The sequence below is a fragment of the Luteimonas sp. MC1572 genome (genome assembly GCF_016615815.1).
Taxonomy (GTDB): domain Bacteria; phylum Pseudomonadota; class Gammaproteobacteria; order Xanthomonadales; family Xanthomonadaceae; genus Luteimonas.
Map to the genome: position 1 here is coordinate 466,136 of NZ_CP067112.1, position 26,324 is coordinate 492,459.

The following is a 26,324-nucleotide window of genomic DNA, read 5'->3' on the forward strand; positions in this document are numbered from 1 at the left end:
TCCCGCATCCGATGCCCGATCCGCACAACGCGCCGCGCCGCATCACTGTCGGCCTTGCCGCCGGTGGTACCGGAGGCCACCTCTTTCCGGCGGAGGCGCTGGCGCGCGAACTGCTGCGCCGTGGCCACGACGTCGTCATCTATACCGAGCGCCGTGGCGCGCAGTTCACGCGCGCGCTCGACGGCCTGCCGCACGTGGTGCTGCCGGCGCGCAGCCTGGCCGGCGGTGCAGGCGGCAAGCTGGCGGCGGCGGCAGTGATCGCGCGTGCCACGCTGGCCGCGCGCGCCGACATGAAGCGCCGCGGCGTGCGCCTGCTCGCGGGCTTCGGTGGCTATCCGAGTTTCGCGCCGGCGCTGGCCGCGCGCAGCCTGGGCCTGCCGTTGCTGCTGCACGAGCAGGGCACGCGGCTGAGCATGGCCAATCGCCAGCTGCTGCGCTTCGCCACGCGCGTGGCGACCTCGTTCCCGGGCATCGCCGGCATCGACGCCGGGCGCGTGGTGGAAACCGGCAATCCGGTGCGCGCGGAGATCCTTGCCGCCGCCGGCGCACCGTATCCGTCGCTGGATGCCGGGGCGCCGCTGCGCCTGCTGGTCGTTGGCGGTAGCCAGGGCGCCGCCGTGTTCGGGCGCGTGGTGCCGGCGGCCCTGCTGGCGCTGCCCGAAACGCTGCGCCGACGCCTCCAGGTAGCGCTGCAGTACCGCGGCGACGATGCGGCCACCGTGGCCGCAGATCTGCAGGCAGCCGGCATCGACGCCGAGGTGCGGCCGTTCTTCGACGACATGGCGGCGCGGCTGCGCGATGCGCACCTCGTGCTCACCCGCGCCGGCGCCACCACCATCGCCGACCTGCTGGTGGTCGGACGCCCGGCGATCTTCGTGCCGATCCCGCAGGGCGGTTCGCGCGAGGAGCAGCGCGGCAATGCCGATGCGCTGGAGCGGCTGGGGGCCGGATGGAGCATGCCGGAACCGGACATGTTCACGGCAGAGACCCTGTCCGCGCGCCTCATGCAGTTGTTCGCGGATGCCGCGACGCTGCCGCGCGCTGCCGCAGCGGCAGCGGCATTGGGCCGGCCCGATGCTGCCGCGCGCCTGGCGGATGTGGTCGAGGCGCTGCTGCGGTCGCCCGTCGACAGCGCGACCCGTCGCACGCAGGCGGGGGGCTGATCACGGTGGCCGCCGACACGCAGGAAGTGCTGATCGTCGGCGGCGGCCATAACGGCCTGGTCTGTGCCGCCTACCTCGCGGGTGCCGGCCTCAAGGTCCGCGTGCTCGAGCGCCGCGGCATCGTCGGCGGCGCCGCGGTCACCGAGGAGTTCCATCCCGGCTTCCGCAACTCGGTGGCCAGCTACACCGTCAGCCTGTTGAACCCGCGCGTGATCGCCGACCTGCGCCTGGCGGCGCACGGCCTGCGCGTGGTCGAGCGGCCGTACTCCAACTTCCTGCCGCTGCCCGATGGCCGCGCGTTCCGCCTCGGCGGCGAGCACGGCACGGCCGAAGTGGCGAAGTGGTCGGCGCGCGATGCGCAGCGGCTGCCTGGGTACTACGCCATGCTCGACCGCGTGGTGGTGGTGCTGCGCCAGCTGATGCTGGAAACACCACCCAACGTATCCGACGGCTTCGTGCTGGCCGACTGGCTGGCATCGCTGACCGTGGCGCGGCGCCTGAAATCGCTGGACATGCGCGGCCGCCGCGACCTGCTCGACCTGTTCACCAAGTCGGCGGGCGAGCTGCTCGATGCCTGGTTCGAATCGGAACCGCTGAAGGCGGCTCTGGGTTGGGACTCGGTGGTCGGCAACTTCGCCAGCCCGTACACGCCCGGCAGCGCCTACGTGCTGCTGCACCACGTGTTCGGCGAGGTGAACGGCAAGCAGGGTGCCTGGGGCCATGCGATCGGCGGCATGGGCGCGATCAGCGACGCGATCGCGGCCGAGTGCGCGGCGCGCGGCGTGGTGGTCGATACCGACGCCGAGGTCGCCGAGGTGCTGGTGGAGCAGGGCCGCGCGGTCGGCGTGGCGCTGGCCGATGGCCGCGAGCTCCGCGCGCGCGTGGTCGCCAGCAGCCTCAACCCCAAGCTGCTGTACACCCGGCTGATCGCGCGCGAACACCTCGACGACGACACCGCCGAGCGCATTGCCCGCTACCGCTGCGGGTCGGGCACGTTCCGGATGAACGTGGCGCTGTCGGAGCTGCCGGACTTCAGCGCCGCACCCGGCACCGCGCTGCAGCCGCATCACCAGAGCGGAATCCTGATTGGCCCCTCGCTGCGCTATTTCGAGCAGGCCTACTTCGACGCCCGCTCGAAGGAGCACAATGCCGGCTGGGCGCGCGAACCGATCGTCGAGCTGGTGATTTCCTCGACGCTCGATGCCAGCCTCGCGCCGCCGGGAGCGCACGTCGCCAGCCTGTTCTGCCAGCACGTGAACCCGGAGGTCGACGGGGGCTGGGACGCGCACCGCGACACCGTGGCGCGGCTGATGATCGACACCGTCGATGCGCAGGCGCCGAACTTCCGCGCCAGCGTGCTCGGCTACGAGGCGCTGACGCCGCTGGACCTCGAGCGCCGCTTCGGCCTGGTGGGCGGCGACATCTTCCACGGCAGCCTGGGGCTCGACCAGCTGTTCGCGGCACGGCCACTGCTCGGCCAGGGCAACTACCGTGGCGCGTTGGCGGGGCTGTACCTGTGCGGTTCCGGTACGCATCCGGGGGGCGGCGTGACCGGCTTGCCGGGGCGCAATGCCGCGCGCGAGATCGCCCGCGACCTGGGGCGTCGCATCCCCGGTTGAAGCTTCCCGGGCATTCAATTCATGAACTGCCCGGTTTCATTTTGCAGCGCAGCGTGCAAGTTGCATAACGCTTCCTTCACGATCGACCTGCACCCGACGTGGGGGAGGGAGCAAAGCCCGAAGCGGTTCGCCGCTTCGGGCTTTTTTATGTTTCCGCTCCTGCGCGCGGGCGCCAGGTACCAATGCCCTTGAGGGCTCATGTCCGCCGGCCACCACAGGGCGCTAGAGGGTCAGGCGTTTGTACCGCCCGCGCCGATGCCACAATCCCCGCGTGAACCCGGTCTCCGACATGCTTGCTGACGTGCGCCTTGGCGACCATGTCGACCGCCTGCTGGCGCGCCTTCCGGACGGGCTTGGCGAGCGCGGCGGCGATGCGCTGCGCCGCGTGGCGATCGCCAGCGACTTTGCGGCCGAGGTGTTCGCAAGGCAGCCCGAGGTGCTGGCGCGGCTGATCGACGCGCAGGATGCGCCCGCCCTGCCGCTGCCAGCCCTGGTCGCAGGCGCGCAGGCTGAATGGCCGGCGCTGCTGCGCCGGTATCGGACCGCGGAGTCTGCGCGGCTGGTGTGGCGCGACGTGCTCGGGCTGGATTCGGTGGGCGACACCCTGGCGGCGACCACCCGTCTGGCGGAGGACTGCCTGCAACTGGGGTTGGCGGCGCTGGAAGAGCAGTTCGAGCAGCGCCACGGACGGGTGCGCGACGCCGACGGCCGCGCGGTGCGGCTGGTGGTGTACGCGCTCGGCAAGCTCGGCGGGGGCGAACTCAACTTCAGCTCCGATGTCGATCTTGTCTACGCCTACGCGGCGGGCGGCGAGAGCGACGGCGCGCGCCCGCTGGCGGCCGAGGACTACTTCGCCCGCCTGGGCCAAGCGCTGGCGAGGCTGCTCGACGAGCCGACCGGCGACGGCTTCTGCCATCGCGTCGACCTGCGCCTGCGCCCGTTCGGCAACGCCGGGCGCATCGCGCTCAGCTTCGCGGCGATGGAGCTGTACTTCCAGCGCGAAGGCCGCGACTGGGAGCGCTATGCCTGGCAGAAGGCGCGGCCGGTGGCGGGCGACATCGCCGCCGGCGAGGCGTTCCTGGCCACGCTGCGGCCGTTCGTCTACCGGCGCTATCTCGATTACGGCGCGCTGGAAGGCCTGCGCGACATGAAGCAGGCGATCGCCGCCGAGGTCGCGCGCAAGGATCTGGCCGACGACATCAAGCGCGGGCCGGGCGGCATCCGCGAGATCGAATTCCTGGTGCAGGCGCTGCAGCTGATCCGCGGCGGCCACGAACCGGCGCTGCGCGGCCGCCGCCTGCTGCCGATGCTCGAGGCGCTGTGCGCGTCGCGGCAGGTCGCCCCGCAGGCGGCCGCCGACCTTGCCGACGCCTACCTGTTCCTGCGCCGGGTGGAGAACCGCCTGCAGATGCTGCGCGATGCGCAGACGCACGTCCTGCCCGATGACGGCTTCGACCGCCTGCGCGTCGCGCGCGGGCTTGGTCATGACGGCTGGCCGGCGCTTGCCGCGGAGCTCGAGGCGCATCGCGCGCGCGTCGCTGCGGAATTCGACGCACTGCTGGCGCAGCGTCGCGCGCAGCCTGGTGTCGACAGCGACATCGCGGGCTACTGGCGCGCGCTGCCCGATGCCGGCACGGCCGATGTGCTCGCCGCCGCCGGCTATGGCGATGCCGCCGAAGTCGACGCGGCGCTGCGCGATTTCGCACGTTCGCCGAGCGTGCGCGACCTGTCCGATGCCGCGCGCGCACGCCTCGACCGGGTCATGCCGCTGCTGCTGCAGGCCAGCGCGCCCGCCGACCGCCCGCTGCAGGCGGTGCGCCGCCTGTTGGCGCTGCTGCACAACATCCTGCGACGTCCCAGTTACCTGGCGCTGCTCGACGAGCAGCCGGTGGCGCTCGCACGCCTCAACGGCCTGGTGGCGCGCAGCGCATTCCTCGCCGAGCGCGTCGCTGCGCACCCGTTGCTGCTCGACGAGCTGCTGGACGCACGCGTGGAAGGCCCGTTGCCCGGGCGCGCGCAGCTCGACGCCGCCTGCCGCGTGGCGCTGCAGCGCGACGACATCGAGGCGGCGCTGTTCGCGCTCAACGAAACCCGCCAGGCGCTCAGCTTCCGCATCGCGCTGGCCACGCTCGATGACCGCCAGCCGGCGCCGGACAGCACCCGCCAGCTGTCCTGGCTCGCCGATGCGGTCGTGGCGGTGGTGATCGCGCTGGCGCGACGCGAGATGCAGGCTGCGCACGGCGACATCGCCGGCGCGCGGTTCGCGGCGATCGGCTACGGCAGCCTCGGCGGCGAGGAGCTCGGCATCGGCTCCGACCTCGACCTGGTGTTCCTGTACGAGGCGCCGGCCGATGCCCATTCCGACGGCGCACGCAGCGTGGACGCCGGGCGCTGGTTCGCGCGCCTGGCGCAGAAGGTCGTGGCGCTGCTCGGCACCAGTACCGGTGCGGGCCGCCTGTACGAGGTCGATGTGCGCCTGCGCCCGGATGGCGCCAGCGGCCTGCTGGTCTCGTCGCTGGCCAGCTACGGCGAGTACCAGCGCACCCGCGCCTGGACGTGGGAGCACCAGGCGCTGGTGCGCGCGCGCTGCGTGTCCGGCGATGTCGACCTGTGCGCGGCGTTCGAGCATGTGCGCACTGCGGCGCTGGCGCAGCCGCGCGATCCCGCGGTGCTGTTCACCGATGTCGCCGCGATGCGCGCGCGCATGCGCGGCGAGCTCGATCGCGGCAGCGCCGCCCGTTTCGACCTCAAGCAGGGCGGAGGCGGGCTGGTGGACCTGGAGTTCCTGCTGCAGGCGCTGGTGCTGCGCGAAGCTGCCGCGCGTCCGGCGCTGCTGGTGCCGCGCGCCACGCCGGAGCTGATCGCGGCGTGTCGTCGCGAGGGCCTGCTGGATGATGCGACCGCCGCGCAGCTGACCGATGCGCACGCCACGCTCGTGGCGATGGGGCTGGCATGCACGCTGGACCGCCGCGCGCGGCTGGTGGACGACAGCCCCGAGCTGCAGGCTGCGCGCGATGCGATCCGCGCCGCCACGCGTGCGGCCGGGCTCGCGTTCGGTTAGGCCGCCGCGTCGATGCTGATCCCGGCCAGCCGCTGCAGCGCTTCGGCGTACTTCTCGCGGGTGCGTGCGATGACGTCCGCCGGCAGCGATGGCCCGGGCGCGGTCTTGTCCCAGCCCTGCGCCTCCAGCCAGTCGCGCACGAACTGCTTGTCGTAGCTCGGCGGGCTGGTGCCGACTTCGTAGGCATCCGCCGGCCAGTAGCGCGACGAGTCGGGCGTGAGCATCTCGTCCATCACGTACAGGCGGCCGTCGGCGTCGGTGCCGAATTCGAACTTGGTGTCGGCGAGGATGATCCCGCGCCCGGCGGCATGCTCCGCGGCGAAGGCGTACAGCCGCAGCGTGGCGTCGCGCACCTGCTCGGCAAGCTCGGCGCCCACCTTGTGCACCATCGTGTCGAAGTCGATGTTCTCGTCGTGGTCGCCGGCGGCGGCCTTGGTGGACGGGGTGAAGATCGGCTGTGGCAGGCGTTCGGCCTGGCGCAGGCCATCGGGCAGGGTGATGCCGCTGATGCGGCCGGTGCGGCGGTAGTCGTTCCAGCCGCTGCCGATCAGGTAGCCGCGGGCGATGGCCTCCACCGGCACCGGTTTCAGGCGCCGCGTCACCACCGAGCGCTGCAGGTAGGGCGCGGGATCCACGCCGGCCGGCAGCACGCTGGCCACGTCGATGCCGGTGAGGTGGTTGCGCATCAGGTGTTCGGTCTTGTCGAACCAGAAGTTCGACACCTGGCAGAGCATCTCGCCCTTGCCGGGGATCGGGTCGGGCAGGACCACGTCGAATGCGCTCAGCCGGTCGCTGGCCACGATCAGCAGCAGCGGGCCGAACGCCTCGGGGCCGGAGCCGGGAGGCAGCTCGTAGACATCGCGGACCTTGCCGCGGTGGAGCAGGTTGAGGCCGGGGAGGCGGGCTTCGAGCAGGGTCGTTGCCATCGTGTCGGGTCGCAGCCGTCGGGCGGGCATTGTAGCGATGACGGCGTCGCGGTGCCGGGGGACGGTAGAATCACGCGCATGACACGCTGGTACGGAAAACTCCTGGGCTTCATCGCCGGCTGGCTGCTGCTGCGCCACCCGGCCGGCGGGCTGATCGGCCTGCTGATCGGCCACGCCTTCGACAGCGACTGGTTCCGGCGCCCGACCGACAACGCCTATGGCGTGCTGGGCCTGGGGCCGGACGCCAGCGACGCCGACGTCGACCGCGCCTACCGGCGGCTGATCGCGCAGTACCACCCCGACCGCCTCGGCGGCGCCGCCGAGGAGCTGCGCGAGCAGGCCGAGCGCCGCGCACGCGAGATCAACGGCGCCTACGACCGCATCCGCGCGCTGCGCAAATCGCGCTGACCGCGGGACGGCCGCCGCACCGCATCCTTCCCCCTGTCCGGATACGCCATGCAACCGACCGTCATCGCCCCATCGATCCTTTCGGCGGACTTCGCCCGCCTCGGCGAGGAGGTCGACAACGTGCTCGCCGCCGGCGCGGACTGGGTGCACTTCGACGTGATGGACAACCATTACGTGCCCAACCTCACCATCGGCCCGCTGGTGTGTTCGGCGCTGCGCAAGCATGGCGTCACCGCGCCGATCGACGTGCACCTGATGGTGTCGCCGGTGGACCGCATCGTCGGCGACTTCGCCGAGGCAGGCGCCACGCTGATCAGCTTCCACCCGGAGGCGAGCTCGCACGTGCACCGCACCGTCCAGCTGATCCGCGCCGCCGGCTGCAAGCCGGGCCTGGTGCTGAACCCGGCCACGCCGATCGAAGTGCTCGACTACGTGCTGGACGAGCTCGACCTGGTGCTGCTGATGTCGGTCAATCCGGGGTTTGGCGGCCAGGCCTTCATTCCGTCCGCGCTCGACAAGCTGCGCGCGGTGCGCAAGCGCATCGATGCCAGCGGCCGTGACATCCGCCTCGAGATCGACGGTGGCGTGAAGCCGGACAACATCGGCGCCATCGCCGCCGCCGGTGCCGACACCTTCGTCGCCGGCTCGGCGATCTTCAGCCAGCCCGACTACGCCGAGGTCATCGCGCGCATGCGCGCGCACGCCGCCGCGGGGACCTGATGGTCGCGCCGTGCTGGAGGCTGGTGCTCAACGGCAAGTCGGCCGGCGACGACGCGCTGCGCGATGCGGTGACCGCGATCCGCGACCGCGGCGTTGCGCTCGACGTGCGGGTGACGTGGGAGGCAGGTGATGCGGAGCGCCATGTGTCCGAAGCCATCAGCGACGGCGTGGCGACGATCATCGCGGCCGGTGGCGACGGCACGCTGAGCGAAGTCGCGGCGGCGCTTGCGAACCGCGCCGACGCCGCCGACGCCCTGCCGTCGGTCGCCCTGGTGCCGATGGGCACCGCCAACGACTTCGCGAGCGCGGCCGGCATTCCGGACACGCCGTTCGACGCGATGGCGCTGGTGCTGGAGCAGCCACCTGCGGTCGTCGACCTGTTGCGCATCAGCGCGGACGGCGAGGTGCACTGGGCGGCGAACATGGCCAGCGGCGGATTCGGCACCGACGTCACCGTGGAGACCAGCGAGGGCATGAAGAAGCTGCTCGGTGGCCTGGCGTACGTGGTCACGGGCATGGCCAGGCTGGGCCGGATCGAGCCGGTCACCGCGCGCTTCAACGGCCCGGATTTCGAATGGCACGGTGACTTCATCGCGCTCGGCATCGGCAATGGTCCGCAGGCCGGTGGCGGGCAGGCGCTGTGCCCCGACGCGCTGGTCGACGATGGCCTGCTCGAACTTACGATCGTGCCCACGCTCGAAGGCGAAGTGGGCGCGACGATGGCCACGCTGCTGGCCGACGGCAAGCATGCCGCGCTCGATCGCGTCGCGGTGCGCACGCGCCTGCCTTGGGTGGACGTGGCATCTGACGCGCCGCTCACGCTCAACCTGGATGGCGAGCCCGTCACGGCCACGCACTTCCGCATCGAATGCGTCGCCGGGCGCCTGCGCATGCACCTGCCGGCCGGCTGCGCCCTGCTCTCCGCGAACGGTACGGGCACGCCATGACCCCCGAAGAATTCCAGCGCCACGCCGACGCCGGCCACACCCGCATCCCGGTGCTGCGCGAGGTGCTGTCGGACCTGGACACGCCGCTGTCGGTGTACCTGAAGCTGGCCGATGGCCCCAACACCTATCTGTTCGAGTCGGTGGAAGGCGGCGAGCGCTTTGGCCGCTACTCGATCATCGGCCTGCCGGCGACGCGCGTGTACGCGTTCCATGGCCACGTGCTCAGCGTGCGCGAGCACGGCGAGGTGGTGGAGACGCGTGAGGTCGCCGATCCCTTCGCCGAGGTCGAACGCCTGCGCGCCGCGCACTCTGTGCCGCGCATCGCCGGGCTACCGGGGTTCACCGGTGGCCTGGTGGGCTGGTTCGGCTTCGAGTGCATCGGCTATGTCGAGCAGCGCCTCGATGGTGCCGACAAACCGGACGAGCTCGGCACGCCCGACATCCTGCTGATGGAGTCGGACGACCTCGCGGTGTTCGACAACCTCAAGGGCCGCCTGTACCTGGTGGTGCACGCCGACCCGCGCGAGCCGCAGGCGCTGGCACGCGCCAACCGTCGGCTCGATGCGCTGGTGCATCGCCTGCGCAGCGGCGGCGCGGCGTACCCCGAGATGCTGCAGCCGGCGGCGCTCGACGAAGCGGACTTCGTCTCCGGGTTCACCCGCGACGGCTTCATCGATGCGGTGAAGCGCTGCCAGGAGTACATCGCCGCCGGCGACGTGTTCCAGGTGGTGCTGTCGCAGCGGCTGTCGGTGCCTTTCCACGCGCGCCCGGTGGATGTCTACCGCGCGCTGCGTGCGTTGAACCCGTCGCCGTACATGTACTTCCTAGACGTTGGTGGCACCCAGGTGGTGGGCAGCTCGCCGGAGATCCTCGTGCGCCAGCAGGGCGACCTGGTCACCGTGCGCCCGATCGCCGGCACCCGCCCGCGCGGAGCCACGGCCGAGGAAGACGCCGCGCTCGAGGCCGAGCTCCTGGCGGACCCCAAGGAGCGCGCCGAGCACCTGATGCTGATCGACCTCGGCCGCAACGATGTCGGCCAGGTCGCGCGCCCGGGCACGGTGGAGATGGGCGAGCGTTTCGTGATCGAGCGCTACAGCCATGTCATGCACATCGTCAGCGAGGTCACCGGGCGCCTGCGCGAAGGGCTGTCGTATACCGACGTGCTGCGCGCCACGTTCCCGGCCGGCACGGTCAGCGGCGCGCCCAAGATCCGCGCGCTGGAGATCATCCGCGAGCTCGAGCCGGTCAAGCGCAACGTGTACGCGGGCAGCATCGGCTACATCGGCTGGCACGGTGATGCCGACACCGCGATCGCCATCCGCACCGCGGTGATCCAGGGGGGCCGCCTGCACGTGCAGGCCGGCGCCGGCATCGTCTACGACTCCGACCCGGTGAAGGAGTGGGAGGAGACGATGAACAAGGGGCGCGCGCTGTTCCGCGCGGTGGCGCAGGCGGCGGGCGGGCTGTAGCCGGCGCGAACGCGCGGTTTGGGTGAAAATGATCGATCCGCCGGCACGGATGCAGCCATGCTGCTGATGATCGACAACTACGACAGCTTCACCTTCAACCTCGTGCAGTACCTGCAGGTGCTCGGCGCCGAGGTGCGCGTGGAGCGCAACGATGCGCTCACCGTGGATGACATCGCACGCATGGCGCCGGAGCACATCGTGCTGTCGCCGGGGCCGTGCACGCCGAACGAAGCCGGCATCTGCCTGGCGGTGATCGAGCAGCTCGGCCCGCGCATCCCGATCCTCGGCGTGTGCCTGGGCCACCAGGCCATCGGCCAGGCGTATGGCGGGCGCGTGGTGCGCGCCAAGCGGATCATGCACGGCAAGACTTCGCCGATCCGCCACACCGGAGCCGGCGTTTTCAGCGGCCTGCCGGATGGCTACGAGGCCACCCGCTATCATTCACTGGTGGTCGAGCAGGGCAGTCTCCCGGACTGCCTGGAAGTCACCGCCTGGACCGACGACGCCGACGGCGGCCGCGAGGAAATCATGGGCCTGCGCCACCGCGAGCATCCGGTGCAGGGCGTGCAGTTCCATCCGGAGTCCATCCTCAGCCAGCACGGCCATGCGCTGTTGCGCAACTTCCTCGAACAGGTTTGAAGCACGCGATGTCCATCACCCCCCACGAAGCCCTGCAGCGCACCATCGAACACCGCGAGATCTTCGAGGACGAGATGGTCGACCTCATGCGCCAGGTGATGCGTGGCGAAGTGTCGCCGCTGATGACCGCGGCGATCATCGTCGGCCTGCGGGTGAAGAAGGAAACGGTGGGCGAGATCACCGGCGCGGCGCGCGCGATGCGCGGGCTGGCGCTGCAGGTGGACGTGGCCGACCGCCGCCACCTGGTCGACATCGTCGGCACAGGCGGCGACGGCGCCAACACCTTCAACATCTCCACCGCGTCGAGCTTCGTGATCGCGGCGGCCGGCGGCAAGGTCGCCAAGCACGGCGGGCGCAGCGTGTCGTCCACCTCGGGCAGCGCCGATGCGTTCGAGGCGCTGGGCGCCACCATCGAGCTGCCGCCGGCGGGCGTGGCGGAGTCGATCGCGCGCACCGGCATCGGCTTCATGTATGCGCCGGCCTACCACCCTGCAATGAAAGTGGTGGCGCCGGTGCGCCGCGAGATGGGCGTGCGCACGCTGTTCAACATCCTCGGGCCGCTGACCAATCCGGCCGGCGCCCCCAACATCCTGATGGGCGTGTTCCATCCGGATCTTGTCGGCATCCAGGTGCGCGTGCTGCAGGAGCTCGGCGCCGAACGGGCGCTGGTGGTCTGGGGCCGCGACGGCATGGACGAGATCTCGCTCGGTGCGGGCACCCTGGTCGGCGAGCTGCGCGATGGACAGGTGCGCGAGTACGAGATCCATCCCGAGGACTTCGGCATCGCCATGGCCGCCAGCCGCAACCTGCGGGTCGATGGCGCGGCGGCGTCGCGTGACATGGTGCTGGACGCGATCGGCAACGCCGACGGGCTGCCCGGCCACATCGTGGCGCTGAACGCCGGCGCGGCGCTGTATGTCGCCGGCGTGGCCGCATCGATCGCCGAGGGCGTGGTGCTGGCGCGCGCCACCATCGCTTCGGGCGCGGCGCTGGCCAAGCTGCGTGAATTCGTTGCGGCGACTGCCGCCATCGCGGCCGCCGCGGCCTGAGGTCGGCGCGCGCGGGGCCTGCCTGGCCGGACGCGTGCTATTTTCCAGCCTCCGTGGCATCCGCGTGATGCCATCCATTGAATTTCGCCGTTGCGCTGGGAGCGCGCGGCCGGGAGTGTTTGCTGCATGTGTCCGAGCAAGGTCGCCGACGGCGAAGAGCGTGGCTGGATCGTTCCCATCGGCGGGGCCGAGGACAAGGAAACCGGGCGCAGGATCCTCAAGCGCTTCGTGGAGCTGTGCGGCGGCCGCGATGCCGACATCGCCATCATCCCCACCGCAAGCCGCCTGGCCGAAACCGGACCGCGCTACGAGGATCTGTTCAACAGGCTCGAGGCCGGGCGCGCGCGTTCGGTGCCGTTCGCGTCCCGCGAGGACGGTGGCCGCGATGCCTACCTGCGCCAGCTGGAGGAGGCCACCGGGGTGTTCATCACCGGCGGCAACCAGCTCCGCCTGTCGACCATCCTCGGCGGCACCGCGGCCGCACGCATGATCCGCGAACGCAACGCCAGCGGCGTGCATGTCGGCGGCACCAGCGCCGGCGCCAGCATCCTCAGCGAGCACATGATCGCGTTCGGCAAGGAAGGTTCGTCGCCGCGCGCCAGCAGCGTGCGGCTCGCGCCCGGGCTGGGGCTGACCAACCGCTTCATCATCGACCAGCATTTCCGCGAACGCGACCGGCTTGGCCGGCTGGTGGCGGCGCAGGCCTACAACCCGTTCGCGATCGGCATCGGCCTGGACGAGGACACCGCCGCCTTCATCGCCCCCGACAATACGCTCGAGGTCGAGGGCAGCGGCTCGATCACCGTCGTCGATGCCAGCGGCCTGCAGTTCTCGTCGATGGCCGAAGCGGGCCAGGACGATCCGGTGTGCCTGCTCGGGCTCACCGTCCACATCCTGGTGGCGGGCGCCACCTACAACCTGCATACGCGCCGCGCGTCGCCCGGTACATTGGCCGACACACACGATTGATCCAAACGCCACCATGAAGGGAATGACATGCGCGTCCTGAACCGTTCCGTCTACGTCGGTCCATCGCTTTACGCGCACTTCCCGGTGATCCGCCTCGAGCTCGACCTGGGCCTGCTGGAGCAGTGGCCCACCGCGCGCCTGGGCGCCGGTTTCATCGATGGACTGGTTGCCGCGCTCCCGGGCCTGGCCGAGCACGGCTGCTCGTACCGCGAGCCCGGAGGCTTCCTCCGCCGGCTGCGCGAAGGCCAGGGCACCTGGCTCGGCCACGTGCTGGAGCACGTCGCGATCGAACTGCAGAACGTCGCCGGCGAAGACGTCACGTTCGGCAAGACCCGCGGCATCGACGACGACCGTCCCGGCGTGTACGCGGTGATCTACGAGTACGCGCAGCGCGAGGAAGGCATCGCCGCCGGCGAGCTCGCGCTGAAGCTGCTGGAATCGCTGTTGCCCGCGGAGCTGCGCACGCCCGGCAGCGTGCCCGATGGCTGGGAATGGGACGAGGCGCTGACCGCGTTCATCCGCTACGCGCAGCGACGCCAGCTGGGCCCGTCGACGGCATCGCTGGTGCGCGCCGCCGAGGAGCGCGACATCCCGTGGATGCGCCTCAACGAGCAGTCGCTGGTGCAGTTCGGCCACGGCAAGTACCAGCAGCGCATCCAGGCCACGGTCACCGGGCGCACCTCGCACATCGCCGTTGAGCTCGCCAGCGACAAGGAAGAAACCAACAAGATCCTTGGCGCACTCGGCCTGCCGGTGCCGCGGCAGGTCATGGCCAGCAGCCAGACCGATGCCATCAAGGCGGCGAACCGGCTGGGCGGCTCCGTGGTGCTGAAGCCGTGGAACGGCAACCACGGTCGCGGCATCACCATCGACGTAAGTGGCGACGACGCCATCCGCGAGGCGTTCAACGCCGCGCGCGAGCATGCGCGCTCGGTGATCGTGGAGACCTTCCAGCCCGGCGACGACCACCGCCTGCTGGTGGTCGATGGCGAGCTCGTCGCCGCCACCCGGCGCACGCCCGGGCACGTGGTGGGTGACGGCCGCAGCACCATCGCCGAGCTGGTGGAGGTGGTGAACCAGGACCCGCGCCGCGGCGTGGGCCACGAGAAGGTGCTGACGCGGCTGGAACTCGACGATGCCGCGGTGCTGATGATGGAGCGCGTGGGCATGGCCGCCGATTCGGTGCCGGCCGAAGGCGAGGTGGTGTACCTGCGCGCCACCGCCAACCTGTCCACCGGCGGCACCGCCACCGACGTCACCGACACCATCCACCCCGACAACCGCGACATGGCCGAGCGCGCGGTGCGCGCGATCGGGCTGGACGTCGGCGGCGTGGATTTCATCACCCCCAACATCGCCGAGAGCTATCGCACCATCGGCGGGGCGATCTGCGAGGTCAACGCCGCGCCCGGTTTCCGCATGCACGTGGCACCCAGCGAGGGCACGCCGCGCGATCCCGCCGGGCGCGTGATCGACATGCTGTTCCCCGCCGGCGCATCGACGCGCGTGCCGATCGCGGCCATCACCGGCACCAACGGCAAGACCACCACCGCGCGCATGCTCGCGCACATCACCAAGATGGCCGGCTACACGCCCGGGCTCACCACCACCGACGGCGTCTACATCGACGGCCAGCGCACGGTGGAAGGCGACATGACCGGGCCGACTTCGGCACGCATGGTGCTGCGCGACCCGCAGATCGACATGGCGGTGCTTGAAACCGCGCGCGGCGGCCTGCTGCGCGCCGGCATGGGCGTGCGCCACGTGGACGTGGGCGCGGTGCTCAACGTCGCCGCCGACCATCTCGGCCTGAAGGGCATCGACACGCTGGAGCAGCTCGCCGAGGTCAAGCGCGTGGTGGTGGAGGTGGCGCGCGAGTGCGCGGTGCTCAACGCCGACGACCCGCAGGTGCTGCGCATGTCCGCGTACACCGATGCGCGCAGCATCTGCTACGTGACCATGAACCCTTCGCACGCGCTGGTGCGCGAACACATCCGCGCCGGCGGCGGCGCCTGCGCGCTGGAGGCGGGCGTCAACGGCCAGATGATCACGCTGTACGACAAGGGCGCGCACCTGCCGTTGATGTGGACGCACCTGATCCCGGCGACGCTCGAGGGACGCGCGCTGCACAACGTGCAGAACGCGATGTTCGCCGCCGCCATGGCCCATGCGCTGGGCATCAGGCTCGATGCCATCCGCCAGGGCCTGCGCACCTTCGATTCCACGTTCTTCCAGGCCCCCGGCCGCATGAACGTGTTCGAGGGGCACCCGTTCAAGGTGGTGATGGACTACGCGCACAACGCGCACGCGGTGGCGATGATGGCCGAGCTGGCGCAGCGGCTGGATGTCGCCGGGCGCCGGATCGTGGTCGTCGCCGGGCCGGGCGACCGCCGCGACGAGGACCTGGTGGCGATCGCCGGCAGCGTCGCCGGGAAGTTCGACCACTACATCGTGCGCCGCGACGACAGCCTGCGCGGCCGCGACGGCGACGAGGTGCCGCGCATCATCTCCGACGCGCTGCGCGCCGCCGGCGTGGGCGACGATGCGATCAGCGTGATCGCCGACGAGCAGGCCGCGGTGGACGCCGCGATGCGCATGGGCCGCGCCGGCGACCTGGTGCTGGTGCTGGCCGACGCGCTCACCCGCACCTGGAAGCAGATCACCAAGTTCCGCGCCGATGGCGAGGCGCCGCCCGCACCGGTGCGCGCGGAGCCGCCGACGCTCTCGGAGTCCGAGCACGACGCGGCCACGGTGGCGGCGATGGACGGCGTGGTGCGCGACGAGCGCGGCCTGGTGTTCGAGCGCGAAGAGAACGACTGAGATGACCGGCGGGTACTGACGTGGCGGACGCATTCGAGGACTCGCGCCGGCTCACCGGCGGCAACGTCTATTTCGCAGGTCCCGGCGCCGCGCTGGAAGCGGCGGCCGGTGCCGCGGCGGACGCCGCGACGCTCGCGCGCTGGGCCGGCAACATCGCCGCGGCGCGCGCGGCGCTCGGCTGGCCTGTCGGCGCGGTGCTGGTGCGCCCGCATGCCAGCGGCGCCTCGCTGGCGTTCGAGGCTCCGTTCGACCAGCTGTATGCCGCCACCGAGGTCAACGAGTGGGCGTGGACGGCCGCCGTGGCGTCCACCAGCGGCGACCCCGGTGCCGCGTACCTGGCGCCGGGGCATGCGGCCTGTCGCGATGCCGACAGCGCGCTGCACACGCTGCGCGCGGTCGCCGCGGCCGAAGCCAACCCGGCGCTGGTCGCGCTGCGCGCCGCCGCCCATGCGCGCGGCCTGCCGTTCCTGTTCGACGACGACGAGGCCACCGTCGGTGCCGGCCGTGGCGCAGCCACCTGGCCGGTGCATGCGCTGCCGGCGGCCGACGCGATCGACTGGGCGGCGCTGCACGACATTCCGTCGGCGCTGGTCACCGGCTCCAACGGCAAGACCACGACCGTGCGCCTGGTCGCGGCGATGACGCGTGCGCACGGCTGGCCCACCGCGCACAGCTGCACCGATGGCGTGTTCTTCGACGGCGTCGAACTCGAATCCGGCGACTACTCCGGCCCGACCGGCGCGCGCACCGCGCTGCGCCAGCCCCACGCCGAGGCCGCGGTGCTCGAAACCGCCCGTGGCGGCCTGCTGCGCCGCGGCCTGGCGGTGGAGCGCGTACGGGCGGCCGTGGTCACCAATGTCAGCGAGGACCACTTCGGCGAATACGGCGTGCACGGGCTGGCCGACCTAGCGCGGGTCAAGCTCACGGTGGCACGCGCGGTGGCCGATGACGGCCTGCTGGTGCTCAACGCCGATGACGCACTGCTGCGCGAACTTGGCGCTGACAGCGACCGCTCGCTGGGCTGGTTCGCGCTGGATGCGGAAGCGCCATGGCTGGTGGCGCATCGCGCCCGCGGCGGGGCGACCTGCGGCGTGCGCGCCGGTCGCCTGCAGCTGCACTGGCAGGGCAAGGACCACGACCTCGGCGTGGTGGCGGACATGCCGCTCGCGCTGGGCGGCCGCGCCACCTACAACGTCGCCAACATCGCCGCCGCGAGCCTCGCGGCGTCCGCCATGGGCGTGCCGCCGGCGACGATTGCCGGCGCGCTCGCACGCTTCGGCGCGGGCACTGGCGACAATCCCGGGCGCCTGCAGCACTGGCGCTTCGACACGCTCGACGTGTTCGTGGACTACGCGCACAACCCCGACGGCCTGCACGGTTTCCTGCGCGCGATCGGCGCCGGGGAACGTGGCGGTCGCCTGGCGTTGATCCTCGGCCACGCCGGCAACCGCGAAGACGCCGACCTGCGCGCGGTGGCCGCGACCGCGGCGGCCTACCGCCCAGAGCTGGTGGTGCTGAAGGACATCGGCGGCTACGAGCGCGGCCGCGCCGCGGGCGAGGTGGCCGGTATCATGCGTGCCACGCTGCTTGCTTCGGGCGTCGGCGCGGACGCGATCGAGACCCGTCTCGACGAGGTCGAGGCCGCGCGCCGACCGCTCGAATGGGCGCGTGCCGGCGACCTGCTCGCACTGCCGGTCCATGAACTTTCCGCGCGTGCCAGCGTGGTCCGCCTGCTCGACGCGCTGCACGCGCAGGGCTGGCGGCCCGGCCAGCCGCTGCCCCCGATACAGGACGACATGCCATGACCCAACCCCGCCACGACGTGCTGCGCCGCATCCTCGCGCGCAAGGTGGAGGAAGTCGCCGAGCGCAGCGCGCGCGTGCCGCGCGAGGCGCTTGCCGCGCGCCTGGCCGATGCGCCGCCGGTGCGCGGCTTCGCCGCGGCCATCGAGCGCGTCGCCGCGTCCGGTCGCCCGGCGGTGATCGCCGAGGTCAAGAAGGCCAGCCCGTCGAAGGGCGTGATCCGGGCGGACTTCGATCCCGCCGCGATCGCGCGCAGCTACGAAGCCGGCGGTGCCGCCTGCCTGTCGGTGCTCACCGACATCGACTTCTTCCAGGGCGCCGATGCCTACCTGCAGCTGGCGCGCGACGCCTGCGGCCTGCCGGTGCTGCGCAAGGACTTCATCGTCGATGCCTACCAGGTCGACGAGGCGCGCGTGCTCGGTGCCGACTGCGTGCTGCTGATCGTCGCCGCGCTCGACGATGCGCGCCTCGCCGCGCTCAGCGCGCAGGCGCTCGCGCTGGGCATGGACGTGCTGGCCGAGGTGCACGACGCGGACGAATTCGCACGCGCGCTGCGGCTGCCGGCGGTCGAGGGCCGCGCGCCGCTGCTGGGCGTCAACAACCGCGACCTGCGCAGCTTCGAGGTGTCGCTGGAGACCAGCGAAGCGCTGGCTGCCAGCGTGCCCGCCGGGCGGCGGCTGGTGTCCGAGAGCGGAATCATGACCACGGCGGATGTCGCGCGGCTGCGCGCGGCGGGCATCGAGGCGTTCCTGGTCGGCGAAGCCTTCATGCGTGCCGACGACCCGGGCGAGGCGCTGCGCGCGCTGTTCGCGGCATGAGCAGTGGTCCCCACCCCGGCGCGGCTCGTGGCGTGCCGCGCGCGGACGCGCCGCTGGTGGTGTTCGATTTCGACCACACGCTGTACGACGGGGACTCCGGAAGCCACCTGTTCGCCTGGCTGATCCGCCGCAGTGCGTGGCGCACCGCGCTGGCATTGCTGCTGGCGCCGGTGTTCGCGCCGATGGTGGCGTTCCTGCCGACGCGGCGCATCGGCATCTCGGCGTTCGTCTGGGCCGGTACGGTCGGCTTCCACCGGCGCCGCGACCTCGACGCGCTGATCGACACCTATGTCGCCGGCCACGTCGACACCATCCGCGCCAGGCTGCTGCCGACGGCGCTGGCGGTGTTCCAGGCGCATCGCGAGCGCGGTGACCGCGTCGTGGTGGCGACCGGCGCACCCCCGGAACTGGCGCGCGCGATCCTCGCGTTCGTCGCCCAGGAGGACGTGCCGGTCGTGGGCACGCTCGCGGGTCCGCGCTTGGGCGCGGTGGTCGCGGTGCGCCACTGCCACAACGAGGAGAAGATGCGCATGCTGCGCGAGCGCGGCTGGGGCGGCATCGATATCGCGTACTCCGACTCCAGCGCGGACCTGCCGCTGCTGCGCGCGGCGCGCGCGCCGGTGGTGGTCAATCCCAAGCCCGGCGCGGTGGCGCTGTTCCGCCGCGAACTTCCGGCCGGCACGCCGATCCTCAACTGGGGCTGCCCGGGGCGTGCCGGCGATCCGGTGGCGACCGCGCAGGGCTGAAGCAGGCGTGCGCGCATGGCGCGCCGGCCGAGTCAGGCGCCGAACAGCGCCCGGTAGATCTGGAAGCCGCTGATCGACAGCACCAGGCCGCCGACGGCGAACAGCACCAGGCGCTCGCGCACGTGGCGCACCATGAGCGCCGAGATCGGCGCGGCGACCACCCCGCCAATCAGCAGGCCGAGGGTGATCTTCCAGTGTTCCAGCCCGATGGAGAGCAGGAACGTCACCGAGATCGCCAGGGTCACCATGAACTCCGATGCGCTGACGGTACCGATGCTGGTCCGCGCCTCGCCGCCGCGGGCGAGCAGCGTGGAAGTGGCGATCGGCCCCCAGCCACCGCCGCCGATGGCATCCAGCAGGCCGGCGAAGAAGCCGAGCACGCCGACGCGCTTCACCCGGCTGCGCGGCACCATGCGCCCGCCCGCGCGCAGCAGGATCAGCAGCGCCAGCACCAGCAGGTAGCCGTAGATCCACGGTTTGATGGCATCGCCGTCGATGCGGCTGAGCGCATATGCGCCGATCACCCCGCCCACCACGCCCGGCACCGCCAGCCGCAGCATCAGCTTGCGGTCGACGTTGCCCAGTGCGCCGTGCGCCGCGCCTGAGACGCCCGTGGTGAAGACCTCGGCGGTGTGCACGCTGGCGCTCACCGCCGCCGGCGGCATGCCCATCGCCAGCAGGATCGACGACGACACCAGCCCGTAGGCCATGCCCAGTGCGCCATCGATCAGCTGTGCGCACAGGCCGATGGCCACGAACATCGCGAAATCGCCGCCTAGCAGGTCCATGCACCTCCCGTCGCGCCTGGCGCGTGGTTCAGGGGCTCAGGATAACGGGCGGGGCAGGGGCGGGTGTTGCCGCGGATCAAGCGTCGCCGAGCCGCTTGACGAAGCGCACCGTGCCGTCGCCAAAGCCGCAGGCCTGGTAGAAGGCGTGCGCGTCGCTGCGCTGCGAGCCGCTGGTCAGCTCGATGCGCGCGGCCCCGGCGGCGCGGGCGCGGCGCTCCGCCTCGCGCAGCAGCTGGCGGCCAAGGCCGCGCCCCTGCGCACCGGCGGTCACCACGAGTGCGGTGATCCGGCAGGTGATGGTGTCCAGCGGCAGGTAATACATGAAGTCGAGCGCGACCAGGCCGCACACCACGCCGCCACAGCGCGCGACCACCAGCGCCTGGCGGTCGTCGCCGACGATCGCGGCGATGCGCCGCCCGGCATCCGCGCGGTCGCAGGGATAGCCCATCTCGCAGAGCAGGGCGGCGACGTCGTCGGCGTCGATCGACGACGCGCTGCGCAGGTCGGCCTCGGGCAGGGTGCCGCGGGATTCGAAATGCGCCGGCACGCGCGGCTCAGCGCGTGCCGTACAGCACGACGGTCTTGCCGCGGGCGTGCAGCTTGCCGTCGATCTGCAGCTTCTTCAGCACGCGGCCGGCCATTTCGCGCGAGCAGCCGACCAGGCGGGCGAGCTCCTGGCGAGAGACGCGCAACTGGGTGCCGTCGGGATGGCTCATCGCCTCGGGCTCCTTGGTCAGGTCGTGCAGGGTGCGCACGATGCGGTCGGTGACGTCGAGGAAGGCGAGGCGACCGGCCTTGCGGCTGGTGTCGAGCAGGCGCCGCGAGAGCTGCGCGCCGATCGAATACATGATCTGCGTGGCGTCGCCGGACAACGAGCCTTCGAACAGCTGGTAGAGGCGCTCGTAGCTGATCTCGGCGAGTTCGGTCTGCGTGCGCGTGCGCAGGATCACCTCGCGTACGTCGGACTCGATGAACAGGCCCATCTCGCCGACGAATTCGCCCGGCCCGAAGTAGCCGAGGATCAGTTCGCGACCGTCGTCTTCCTCGGTGATGATGCTGACCGAGCCGTTGATGACGTAGTACATGGTGCCGGCCTGGTCGCCCGGGCGGAACACCTCCGTGCGCGGCGGATAGCGGCGTCGATGGCAGTGCGCCAGGAAACGTTCGATCGTCGCCGGCGAAGGCATGAGTGGATGCAGGGGGCGTCTATAGGTACTGAGGATGGCCACAGGGCTTGTATTCATGGGCAGGGTGAACGGGGGATTCAGGGAGAGTAGGCCGTTCGACCCCCGCGGGCAAACCGGTTGCGCCCGGATACACGGCCACAACCCGCCTGCGGGTCGCCCCCCGGGGCGCGATGCCGCATAATCGCGCACTTTCCGCCGAACCTGGATCCGATGCCGTGGTCAAGCCGCTCCCCCGCCTGAAGCTCCAGGGGTTCAACAACCTCACCAAGGCGCTTTCCTTCAACATCTACGACGTCTGCTACGCGGTGTCCGAAGAAGAGCGGCAGCGCTACATCGAGTACATCGACGAGGAATACAACGCCGACAGGCTCACCCAGATCCTGACCGACGTCGCCGAGATCATCGGTGCCAACATCCTCAACATCGCGCGCCAGGACTACGATCCGCAGGGCGCGTCGGTGACGATCCTGATCTCCGAGCAGCCGGTGATCGACAAGGCGGATGCGAAGGGCGTGATCTCCGACGCCGTGGTCGCGCACCTGGACAAGAGCCACATCACCGTCCACACGTATCCCGAGACCCACCCGCAGGCGGGCATCGCGACCTTCCGCGCCGACATCGACGTCGCCACCTGCGGCGTGATCTCGCCGCTGAAGGCGCTGAACTACCTGATCGAGAGCTTCGAGTCGGACATCGTCATCACCGACTACCGCGTGCGCGGCTTCACCCGCGACATCAAGGGCAAGAAGCACTTCATCGACCACAAGATCAATTCGATCCAGGATTACCTGGCGAAGAACATCAAGACCCGCTACGAGATGTTCGACGTGAACGTCTACCAGGAAAACATCTTCCACACCAAGATGCACCTGAAGGACTTCGACCTCGACCAGTACCTGTTCGAAGAGAAGGCGCGCAACCTGTCGTTCAAGGAGCGCATGAAGATCGAGGCGCTGCTGAAGCGCGAGATCGAAGAGCTGTTCCACGGCCGCAACCTGGTGGAGTGACCGCGGCGCCGGGTCATCCGGCGTTCGGCGCGCACGTGCCAGGATCCAGCCACGATTGAACACTGCGGGACGACCCGCGCGCGGGACCGGGTCCCGCGGATGACAGACCGACGGCGGTCCGGAGCGAAGGCTCCGGGCCGCTTCTTTTTTTGACTGACCAAGGAAACGCCGCCATGGCCTGGATCTACCTGCTGCTCGCCGGCCTGTTCGAAATCGGCTTCGCGATCGGACTCAAATACACCGAAGGCTTCACCCGGCTCTGGCCGAGCGTGTGGACGGTGGCCACCGCGGCGATCAGCCTGTGGCTGTTGACGCAGGCGCTGAAGGTCATCCCGGTGGGCACGGCGTACGCGATCTGGACCGGAATCGGTGCGATCGGCGTGGCCACCATCGGCATCCTGGTGTTTTCCGACAGCGCCTCGCCGGCGCGGCTGGCGTGCATCGCGCTGATCGTGGCCGGCGTGGTGGGCTTGAAGCTGGTTTCGGGCTGAAACGCCCGGCGCCGGCCCGCGCCGGCGCGCCGTGGCTCAGATGCGGTACGCGACGGTCTTCATGAGCTTCGATGCCACCGCCATCAGCGCGGGTATGGGCTGCGGCAGCACGCGTGCGCCGGCGGCTTCGGCGTTGTCGGCGTGGCGCGCCTCGTCGGCCTTCATCACTTCGAGGATCGCGCGGCTGCGCAGGTCGGCCCCGGGCAGGGTGAGCAGGTGTTCCTCGAGATGCGCCTCCACCTGGCGCTCGGTCTCCACCACGAAGCCGAGGTTCCAGCCGTCGCCGCGCAGCCCGGCCAGCAGGCCGATCGCGTAGCTGCCGGCATACCAGAGCGGGTTGAACAGGCTGGGCCGGCTGTCCAGCTCGCGCAGGCGGTCGTCGCACCACGCCAGGTGGTCGGTCTCCTCCTGCGCCGCCTCGAGCAGGTGCGCGCGGGTGGCGGGGTCGCGCGCGACCGTCGCCTGGCCGACATACAGCGCCTGCGCGCAGACCTCGCCGACGTGGTTGATGCGCATCAGCCCCGCGGCATGGCGGCGCTCGGACTCGTCCAGCACGACTTCGGCGTGGTCCGCGCCCGGATTGGGGCGCTCGGCACGGGGCCGTCCGGCGACTGTTTCCAGTGCGTTCTGGGCATCCGCCAGCAGGCGGTCAAGCGGGGAGAGGGTGCGCGTGGTCATGCGGGCATTGTGCGCCCGGCGATTCGCGCCGGCCAACCGGGCAGACGCCGCCTGCCCACCCCCCGGCTTGCGGCGAGCCCGGGCGGCCGGTACAATTCCGCCTCTTGCGTTCCTGGAACGTGAAAACGCGTGGCGAAGTTCCCGGCCGAGGCCTCGGAACCAACCCGACCAGTCACCCCTGAGAGTTCCCGATGAAAACCTTTATTGCCAAGAACGAGACCGTCCAGCGCGACTGGTTCATCGTCGATGCCACCGGCAAGACCCTTGGTCGCCTGAGCACCGAAATCGCGCGCCGCCTGCGTGGCAAGCACAAGCCCGTCTACACCACCCACGTCGACACCGGCGACTACATCATCGTGGTCAACGCCGAGAAGATCCACGTGACCGGCAACAAGCTGGCCGACAAGATGTACTACCGCTTCACCGGTTACATCGGCAACCTCAAGTCCGAGTCCCTGGCGCAGGCGCTGCAGCGCCACCCGGAGCGCGTGATCGAGCATTCGGTCAAGGGCATGCTGCCGAAGAACACCCTCGGCCGTGCGATGTACAAGAAGCTCAAGGTCTACAAGGGTGCCGAACATCCGCACGCCGCCCAGCAGCCGCAAGTCCTGGATATCTAAGTCATGGCAATCACCCAGAATTACGGCACCGGCCGTCGCAAGTCCTCCACCGCCCGCGTGTTCCTGCGCCGCGGTACCGGCACCATCACCGTCAATGAGCGTCCGCTCGACGAGTTCTTCGGCCGCGAGACCGCGCGCATGATCGTGCGCCAGCCGCTCGAGCTGACCAAGAACACCGAGAGCTTCGACATCTACGTGACCACGCACGGCGGCGGCACCACCGGCCAGGCCGGCGCCATCCGCCTGGGCATCGCCCGCGCGCTGGTCGAGTACGACGAGACGCTGAAGAGCGAGCTGCGCAAGGCGGGCTTCATGACCCGTGACGCACGCGAAGTCGAGCGCAAGAAGGTCGGCCTGCACAAGGCACGTCGCGCCACCCAGTTCTCGAAGCGCTGATCGAGGTATTCAGGATCGCCTCGCGCGATCCTGCGTTACAATTTGCTCCATAGCCCCGTCGCCAAGCGGTAAGGCACCTGACTCTGACTCAGGCATTCGGAGGTTCGAATCCTTCCGGGGCTGCCACATCCAAGCTAGGCCCGAAGCCCGCCACGTGCGGGCTTCGTCCTTTCCGCCTGCCGGAGCCCGCACATGGCCATGACCTTTCCCCCGCCATACACCGCCGAGGACGGCGTGCTGGCCGCGCTGCGCGATGACGGGTATGCGGTGCTTTCGCCGGCAATGGTCGCAGCGATGGCCGGCATGGTGCCGGCAGACATCGCCGGCCTGCAGATCGGCTGGGACGACCTGCCGCTCGACGGCTACCTGCGCGATGGCGGCAGCTACCGCCGGCGCCGGCATTCCTGCTTCACCGTCGGCGGCGAGGGCGCGCAGCTTGCCCCGCATCGCGCGCACTGGCAGTCGCTCGACTACAACGCACTGCACGGCGGCATGGAGCGCATGTACCAGCCGCTGTCTCCGACCCTGACCGGGTTGCCCGCCTGGTCGCGACTGCTCGAGTCGCTCGGCGCGCTGTTCTCGCAGGTCCGCGCCGCGCGTCCCTGGTATGTCGAGGCGCACCAGTTCCGCATCGACACCAGTGACGGCATCGGCCGGCCGACGCCGGAAGGCGCGCATCGCGACGGCGTGGACTTCGTCGCCGTGTTCGTGGTCGAGCGCCACGGCATCAAGGGCGGAGAGACCCGCGTCTTCGATGCGGCCGGCCCCGACGGCCACCGCTTCACGCTCGAGGATCCGTGGTCGCTGCTGCTGCTCGACGACACCCGCGTGATCCACGAATCCACCCCGATCCAGCCGCTCGCCGCCGATGCCATCGGCCACCGCGACACCCTCGTCCTGACCTACCGGTCCGGTGCGTTCCAGGGTGAGGATTGAGGGCACTGCCCACACGCCACCCACGGCCCCGCTACAATCGACCGATTGCGACTTCGCGGAGCAGTGATGAAGCTGGGTTCTTTGAAAGAGGGCGGCCGCGACGGCACGCTGGTGGTGGTGTCACGTGACCTCGCGCGCGCCGTGCGCGCGACCGGGATCGCCCCGACCCTGCAGCAGGCGCTCGAGGACTGGTCCAACATCGCACCGCGCCTGGTGGCGCTGTCCGACGCGCTGAATGCCGGCACCGCCGACGGCGGCTTCGACCTGGAGCCCGCGCATCTGGCGGCGCCGCTGCCGCGCGCCTACGAGTTCCTCGATGGCAGCGCCTACCTCCCGCACGTGGCGCGCGTGCGCCGCGCCCGCGGCGCCGAGGTGCCGGAGAGCTTCTACACCGATCCGCTGATGTACCAGGCGACCAGCGCCGGTTTCCTCGGCCCGCGCGACCCGGTGCGCGTGACCAGCGAGGAACACGGCATCGACCTCGAGGCCGAGATCGTGGTGATCACCGACGACGTGCCGATGGCGGTCACGCCCGAGCAGGCCGCCGGCCATATCCAGCTGATCGGACTGGTCAACGACGTCAGCCTGCGAAACCTGATCCCGGGCGAGCTGGCCAAGGGGTTCGGATTCCTGCAGTCCAAGCCGCGCTCGGCGCTGTCGCCGGTGTTCGTGACGCCCGACGAGCTGGGTGGGGCCTGGGTCGACAACAAGCTGCACCGGCCGCTGGTCACCCACGTCAATGGCGAATGGTTCGGCGCGCCGGAGGCCGGCGTCGACATGCAGTTCGATTTCGCGCAGCTGGTGGCGCACGCGGCGAAGACGCGGCCGCTGTCGGCCGGCACCATCGTCGGCTCCGGCACCATCGCCAACGAGGACACCGCGCTGGGCGCATCGTGCTTTGCCGAGAAGCGGACCGTCGAGGCGCTGGAGCACGGCAAGCCGGTCACGCCGTTCATGAGCTTTGGCGACAGCGTGCGCATCGAGATGTTCGATGCCGCGGGTGCGACGATCTTCGGTGCCATCGAGCAGCGGATCGAGCGCCAGGCCGCTCCCTGACGGCGTCAG

The 26,324-nt window shown here is 70.8% G+C and carries 25 protein-coding genes and 1 tRNA gene; 21 read left to right on the plus strand and 5 right to left on the minus strand.

Translation table 11 applies throughout. The features are described 5' to 3' along the window. Positions 1-11: 11 nt before the first annotated feature. From JGR64_RS02130 to glnE, 3 genes are all read left to right on the plus strand, one after another. Positions 12-1,163: a UDP-N-acetylglucosamine--N-acetylmuramyl-(pentapeptide) pyrophosphoryl-undecaprenol N-acetylglucosamine transferase gene (locus tag JGR64_RS02130; protein WP_199374888.1), complete on the plus strand. Its 1,152-nt coding sequence runs from the start codon at positions 12-14 to the stop codon at positions 1,161-1,163. Beyond that, complete coding sequence (locus tag JGR64_RS02135; RefSeq protein WP_199375152.1) at positions 1,163-2,782, plus strand: NAD(P)/FAD-dependent oxidoreductase; 1,620 nt, start codon at positions 1,163-1,165, stop codon at positions 2,780-2,782. Before JGR64_RS02130 ends, JGR64_RS02135 begins: the two co-directional genes overlap by 1 nt. Before the next feature lie 289 nt (positions 2,783-3,071). Continuing rightward, complete coding sequence (glnE, locus tag JGR64_RS02140) at positions 3,072-5,843, plus strand: bifunctional [glutamate--ammonia ligase]-adenylyl-L-tyrosine phosphorylase/[glutamate--ammonia-ligase] adenylyltransferase (protein WP_199375153.1); 2,772 nt, start codon at positions 3,072-3,074, stop codon at positions 5,841-5,843. Here the strand turns inward: glnE and JGR64_RS02145 are convergent. Beyond that, positions 5,840-6,769, minus strand: a complete 930-nt coding sequence (locus JGR64_RS02145) for a phosphoribosylaminoimidazolesuccinocarboxamide synthase (RefSeq protein ID WP_199374889.1) — start codon at positions 6,767-6,769, stop codon at positions 5,840-5,842. The two genes, glnE and JGR64_RS02145, sit on opposite strands and share 4 nt — an antisense overlap. 78 nt (positions 6,770-6,847) lie before the next feature. On the opposite strand from JGR64_RS02145, the gene JGR64_RS02150 reads away from it, so the two are divergent. From JGR64_RS02150 to JGR64_RS02200, 11 genes are all read left to right on the plus strand, one after another. After that, positions 6,848-7,177, plus strand: a complete 330-nt coding sequence (locus JGR64_RS02150) for a DnaJ domain-containing protein (protein ID WP_199374890.1) — start codon at positions 6,848-6,850, stop codon at positions 7,175-7,177. Positions 7,178-7,225: 48 nt separating this feature from the next. Then, on the plus strand, positions 7,226-7,897 hold the full coding sequence (gene rpe / locus JGR64_RS02155; protein ID WP_199374891.1) for a ribulose-phosphate 3-epimerase: 672 nt from the start codon (positions 7,226-7,228) through the stop codon (positions 7,895-7,897). Beyond that, positions 7,897-8,844 carry a lipid kinase YegS gene (yegS, locus tag JGR64_RS02160; protein ID WP_199374892.1) on the plus strand — a complete coding sequence of 316 codons (948 nt, stop codon included), beginning with the start codon at positions 7,897-7,899 and terminating at the stop codon, positions 8,842-8,844. The genes rpe and yegS overlap by 1 nt, the downstream gene beginning before the upstream one ends. Beyond that, entirely contained in the window at positions 8,841-10,313 is a 1,473-nt protein-coding gene (gene trpE, locus JGR64_RS02165) for an anthranilate synthase component I (RefSeq protein WP_199374893.1), read from the plus strand. Before yegS ends, trpE begins: the two co-directional genes overlap by 4 nt. Positions 10,314-10,370: 57 nt before the next feature. Then, positions 10,371-10,952, plus strand: a complete 582-nt coding sequence (locus JGR64_RS02170) for an aminodeoxychorismate/anthranilate synthase component II (protein WP_199374894.1) — start codon at positions 10,371-10,373, stop codon at positions 10,950-10,952. An 8-nt stretch (positions 10,953-10,960) separates the two neighbouring features. Beyond that, a complete protein-coding gene (gene trpD, locus JGR64_RS02175) occupies positions 10,961-12,001 on the plus strand; it encodes an anthranilate phosphoribosyltransferase (protein WP_199374895.1) in 1,041 nt (346 codons plus the stop codon). A gap of 126 nt (positions 12,002-12,127) precedes the next feature. After that, entirely contained in the window at positions 12,128-12,970 is an 843-nt protein-coding gene (locus JGR64_RS02180) for a cyanophycinase (RefSeq protein WP_199374896.1), read from the plus strand. Positions 12,971-12,997: 27 nt separating this feature from the next. Then, positions 12,998-15,790, plus strand: a complete 2,793-nt coding sequence (gene cphA, locus JGR64_RS02185; protein ID WP_199374897.1) for a cyanophycin synthetase — start codon at positions 12,998-13,000, stop codon at positions 15,788-15,790. Positions 15,791-15,810: 20 nt separating this feature from the next. Continuing rightward, a complete protein-coding gene (locus JGR64_RS02190) occupies positions 15,811-17,595 on the plus strand; it encodes a Mur ligase family protein (RefSeq protein WP_199374898.1) in 1,785 nt (594 codons plus the stop codon). Further along, complete coding sequence (trpC, locus tag JGR64_RS02195) at positions 17,592-18,410, plus strand: indole-3-glycerol phosphate synthase TrpC (RefSeq protein WP_199374899.1); 819 nt, start codon at positions 17,592-17,594, stop codon at positions 18,408-18,410. Before JGR64_RS02190 ends, trpC begins: the two co-directional genes overlap by 4 nt. Beyond that, the gene (locus JGR64_RS02200; protein WP_199374900.1) at positions 18,407-19,156 is read left to right on the plus strand and encodes a haloacid dehalogenase-like hydrolase; all 750 of its coding nucleotides are present in this window, start codon (positions 18,407-18,409) and stop codon (positions 19,154-19,156) included. The genes trpC and JGR64_RS02200 overlap by 4 nt, the downstream gene beginning before the upstream one ends. 32 nt (positions 19,157-19,188) lie before the next feature. On the opposite strand, the gene JGR64_RS02205 is transcribed toward JGR64_RS02200, so the two are convergent. The 3 genes from JGR64_RS02205 to crp form a co-directional block, all read right to left on the minus strand. Then, positions 19,189-19,944: a sulfite exporter TauE/SafE family protein gene (locus tag JGR64_RS02205; protein ID WP_199374901.1), complete on the minus strand. Its 756-nt coding sequence runs from the start codon at positions 19,942-19,944 to the stop codon at positions 19,189-19,191. Positions 19,945-20,020: 76 nt separating this feature from the next. Then, positions 20,021-20,491 carry a GNAT family N-acetyltransferase gene (locus JGR64_RS02210; RefSeq protein ID WP_199374902.1) on the minus strand — a complete coding sequence of 157 codons (471 nt, stop codon included), beginning with the start codon at positions 20,489-20,491 and terminating at the stop codon, positions 20,021-20,023. Between the two features lie 7 nt (positions 20,492-20,498). Beyond that, entirely contained in the window at positions 20,499-21,131 is a 633-nt protein-coding gene (gene crp, locus JGR64_RS02215) for a cAMP-activated global transcriptional regulator CRP (RefSeq protein WP_233348299.1), read from the minus strand. A gap of 215 nt (positions 21,132-21,346) precedes the next feature. Here crp and speD point away from each other — a divergent pair, with 215 nt between their 5' ends. Further along, positions 21,347-22,138, plus strand: a complete 792-nt coding sequence (gene speD, locus JGR64_RS02220; protein WP_199374904.1) for an adenosylmethionine decarboxylase — start codon at positions 21,347-21,349, stop codon at positions 22,136-22,138. A gap of 173 nt (positions 22,139-22,311) precedes the next feature. Beyond that, entirely contained in the window at positions 22,312-22,629 is a 318-nt protein-coding gene (sugE, locus tag JGR64_RS02225) for a quaternary ammonium compound efflux SMR transporter SugE (protein WP_199374905.1), read from the plus strand. A 36-nt stretch (positions 22,630-22,665) separates the two neighbouring features. Here sugE and coq7 read toward each other — a convergent pair whose 3' ends face one another. Next, positions 22,666-23,307 (minus strand): 2-polyprenyl-3-methyl-6-methoxy-1,4-benzoquinone monooxygenase, encoded by a 642-nt coding sequence (gene coq7 / locus JGR64_RS02230; RefSeq protein ID WP_199374906.1) that lies wholly within the window; start codon positions 23,305-23,307, stop codon positions 22,666-22,668. 191 nt (positions 23,308-23,498) lie between these two features. Between coq7 and rplM the strand changes: the two genes are divergently transcribed. The 5 genes from rplM (at position 23,499) to JGR64_RS02255 (ending at position 26,315) form a co-directional block, all read left to right on the plus strand. Then, positions 23,499-23,927 (plus strand): 50S ribosomal protein L13, encoded by a 429-nt coding sequence (gene rplM, locus JGR64_RS02235; protein ID WP_182822926.1) that lies wholly within the window; start codon positions 23,499-23,501, stop codon positions 23,925-23,927. A gap of 3 nt (positions 23,928-23,930) precedes the next feature. Further along, positions 23,931-24,323 (plus strand): 30S ribosomal protein S9, encoded by a 393-nt coding sequence (gene rpsI, locus JGR64_RS02240; RefSeq protein ID WP_199374907.1) that lies wholly within the window; start codon positions 23,931-23,933, stop codon positions 24,321-24,323. Between the two features lie 51 nt (positions 24,324-24,374). Beyond that, positions 24,375-24,449, plus strand: a tRNA-Gln gene (locus tag JGR64_RS02245). Between the two features lie 66 nt (positions 24,450-24,515). Continuing rightward, a complete protein-coding gene (locus tag JGR64_RS02250; RefSeq protein WP_199374908.1) occupies positions 24,516-25,259 on the plus strand; it encodes a 2OG-Fe dioxygenase family protein in 744 nt (247 codons plus the stop codon). Positions 25,260-25,325: 66 nt separating this feature from the next. Next, on the plus strand, positions 25,326-26,315 hold the full coding sequence (locus JGR64_RS02255) for a fumarylacetoacetate hydrolase family protein (protein WP_199374909.1): 990 nt from the start codon (positions 25,326-25,328) through the stop codon (positions 26,313-26,315). The last annotated feature ends 9 nt before the right edge of the window (positions 26,316-26,324 follow it).

Bases quoted from the DNA above. Each gene is read 5' to 3' on its own strand.
- JGR64_RS02150 (WP_199374890.1), top strand. From the start codon at position 6,848: ATGACACGCTGGTACGGAAAACTCCTGGGCTTCATCGCCGGCTGGCTG.
- trpE (WP_199374893.1), top strand. From the start codon at position 8,841: ATGACCCCCGAAGAATTCCAGCGCCACGCCGACGCCGGCCACACCCGC.
- trpC (WP_199374899.1), top strand. From the start codon at position 17,592: ATGACCCAACCCCGCCACGACGTGCTGCGCCGCATCCTCGCGCGCAAG.
- JGR64_RS02170 (WP_199374894.1), top strand. From the start codon at position 10,371: ATGCTGCTGATGATCGACAACTACGACAGCTTCACCTTCAACCTCGTG.
- JGR64_RS02205 (WP_199374901.1), bottom strand. From the start codon at position 19,944: ATGGACCTGCTAGGCGGCGATTTCGCGATGTTCGTGGCCATCGGCCTG.
- JGR64_RS02200 (WP_199374900.1), top strand. From the start codon at position 18,407: ATGAGCAGTGGTCCCCACCCCGGCGCGGCTCGTGGCGTGCCGCGCGCG.
- JGR64_RS02255 (WP_199374909.1), top strand. From the start codon at position 25,326: ATGAAGCTGGGTTCTTTGAAAGAGGGCGGCCGCGACGGCACGCTGGTG.
- rplM (WP_182822926.1), top strand. From the start codon at position 23,499: ATGAAAACCTTTATTGCCAAGAACGAGACCGTCCAGCGCGACTGGTTC.
- JGR64_RS02145 (WP_199374889.1), bottom strand. From the start codon at position 6,769: ATGGCAACGACCCTGCTCGAAGCCCGCCTCCCCGGCCTCAACCTGCTC.
- cphA (WP_199374897.1), top strand. From the start codon at position 12,998: ATGCGCGTCCTGAACCGTTCCGTCTACGTCGGTCCATCGCTTTACGCG.
- trpD (WP_199374895.1), top strand. From the start codon at position 10,961: ATGTCCATCACCCCCCACGAAGCCCTGCAGCGCACCATCGAACACCGC.
- yegS (WP_199374892.1), top strand. From the start codon at position 7,897: ATGGTCGCGCCGTGCTGGAGGCTGGTGCTCAACGGCAAGTCGGCCGGC.
- glnE (WP_199375153.1), top strand. From the start codon at position 3,072: ATGCTTGCTGACGTGCGCCTTGGCGACCATGTCGACCGCCTGCTGGCG.
- JGR64_RS02180 (WP_199374896.1), top strand. From the start codon at position 12,128: ATGTGTCCGAGCAAGGTCGCCGACGGCGAAGAGCGTGGCTGGATCGTT.
- rpe (WP_199374891.1), top strand. From the start codon at position 7,226: ATGCAACCGACCGTCATCGCCCCATCGATCCTTTCGGCGGACTTCGCC.
- rpsI (WP_199374907.1), top strand. From the start codon at position 23,931: ATGGCAATCACCCAGAATTACGGCACCGGCCGTCGCAAGTCCTCCACC.
- crp (WP_233348299.1), bottom strand. From the start codon at position 21,131: ATGCCTTCGCCGGCGACGATCGAACGTTTCCTGGCGCACTGCCATCGA.
- sugE (WP_199374905.1), top strand. From the start codon at position 22,312: ATGGCCTGGATCTACCTGCTGCTCGCCGGCCTGTTCGAAATCGGCTTC.
- coq7 (WP_199374906.1), bottom strand. From the start codon at position 23,307: ATGACCACGCGCACCCTCTCCCCGCTTGACCGCCTGCTGGCGGATGCC.
- JGR64_RS02250 (WP_199374908.1), top strand. From the start codon at position 24,516: ATGGCCATGACCTTTCCCCCGCCATACACCGCCGAGGACGGCGTGCTG.
- JGR64_RS02130 (WP_199374888.1), top strand. From the start codon at position 12: ATGCCCGATCCGCACAACGCGCCGCGCCGCATCACTGTCGGCCTTGCC.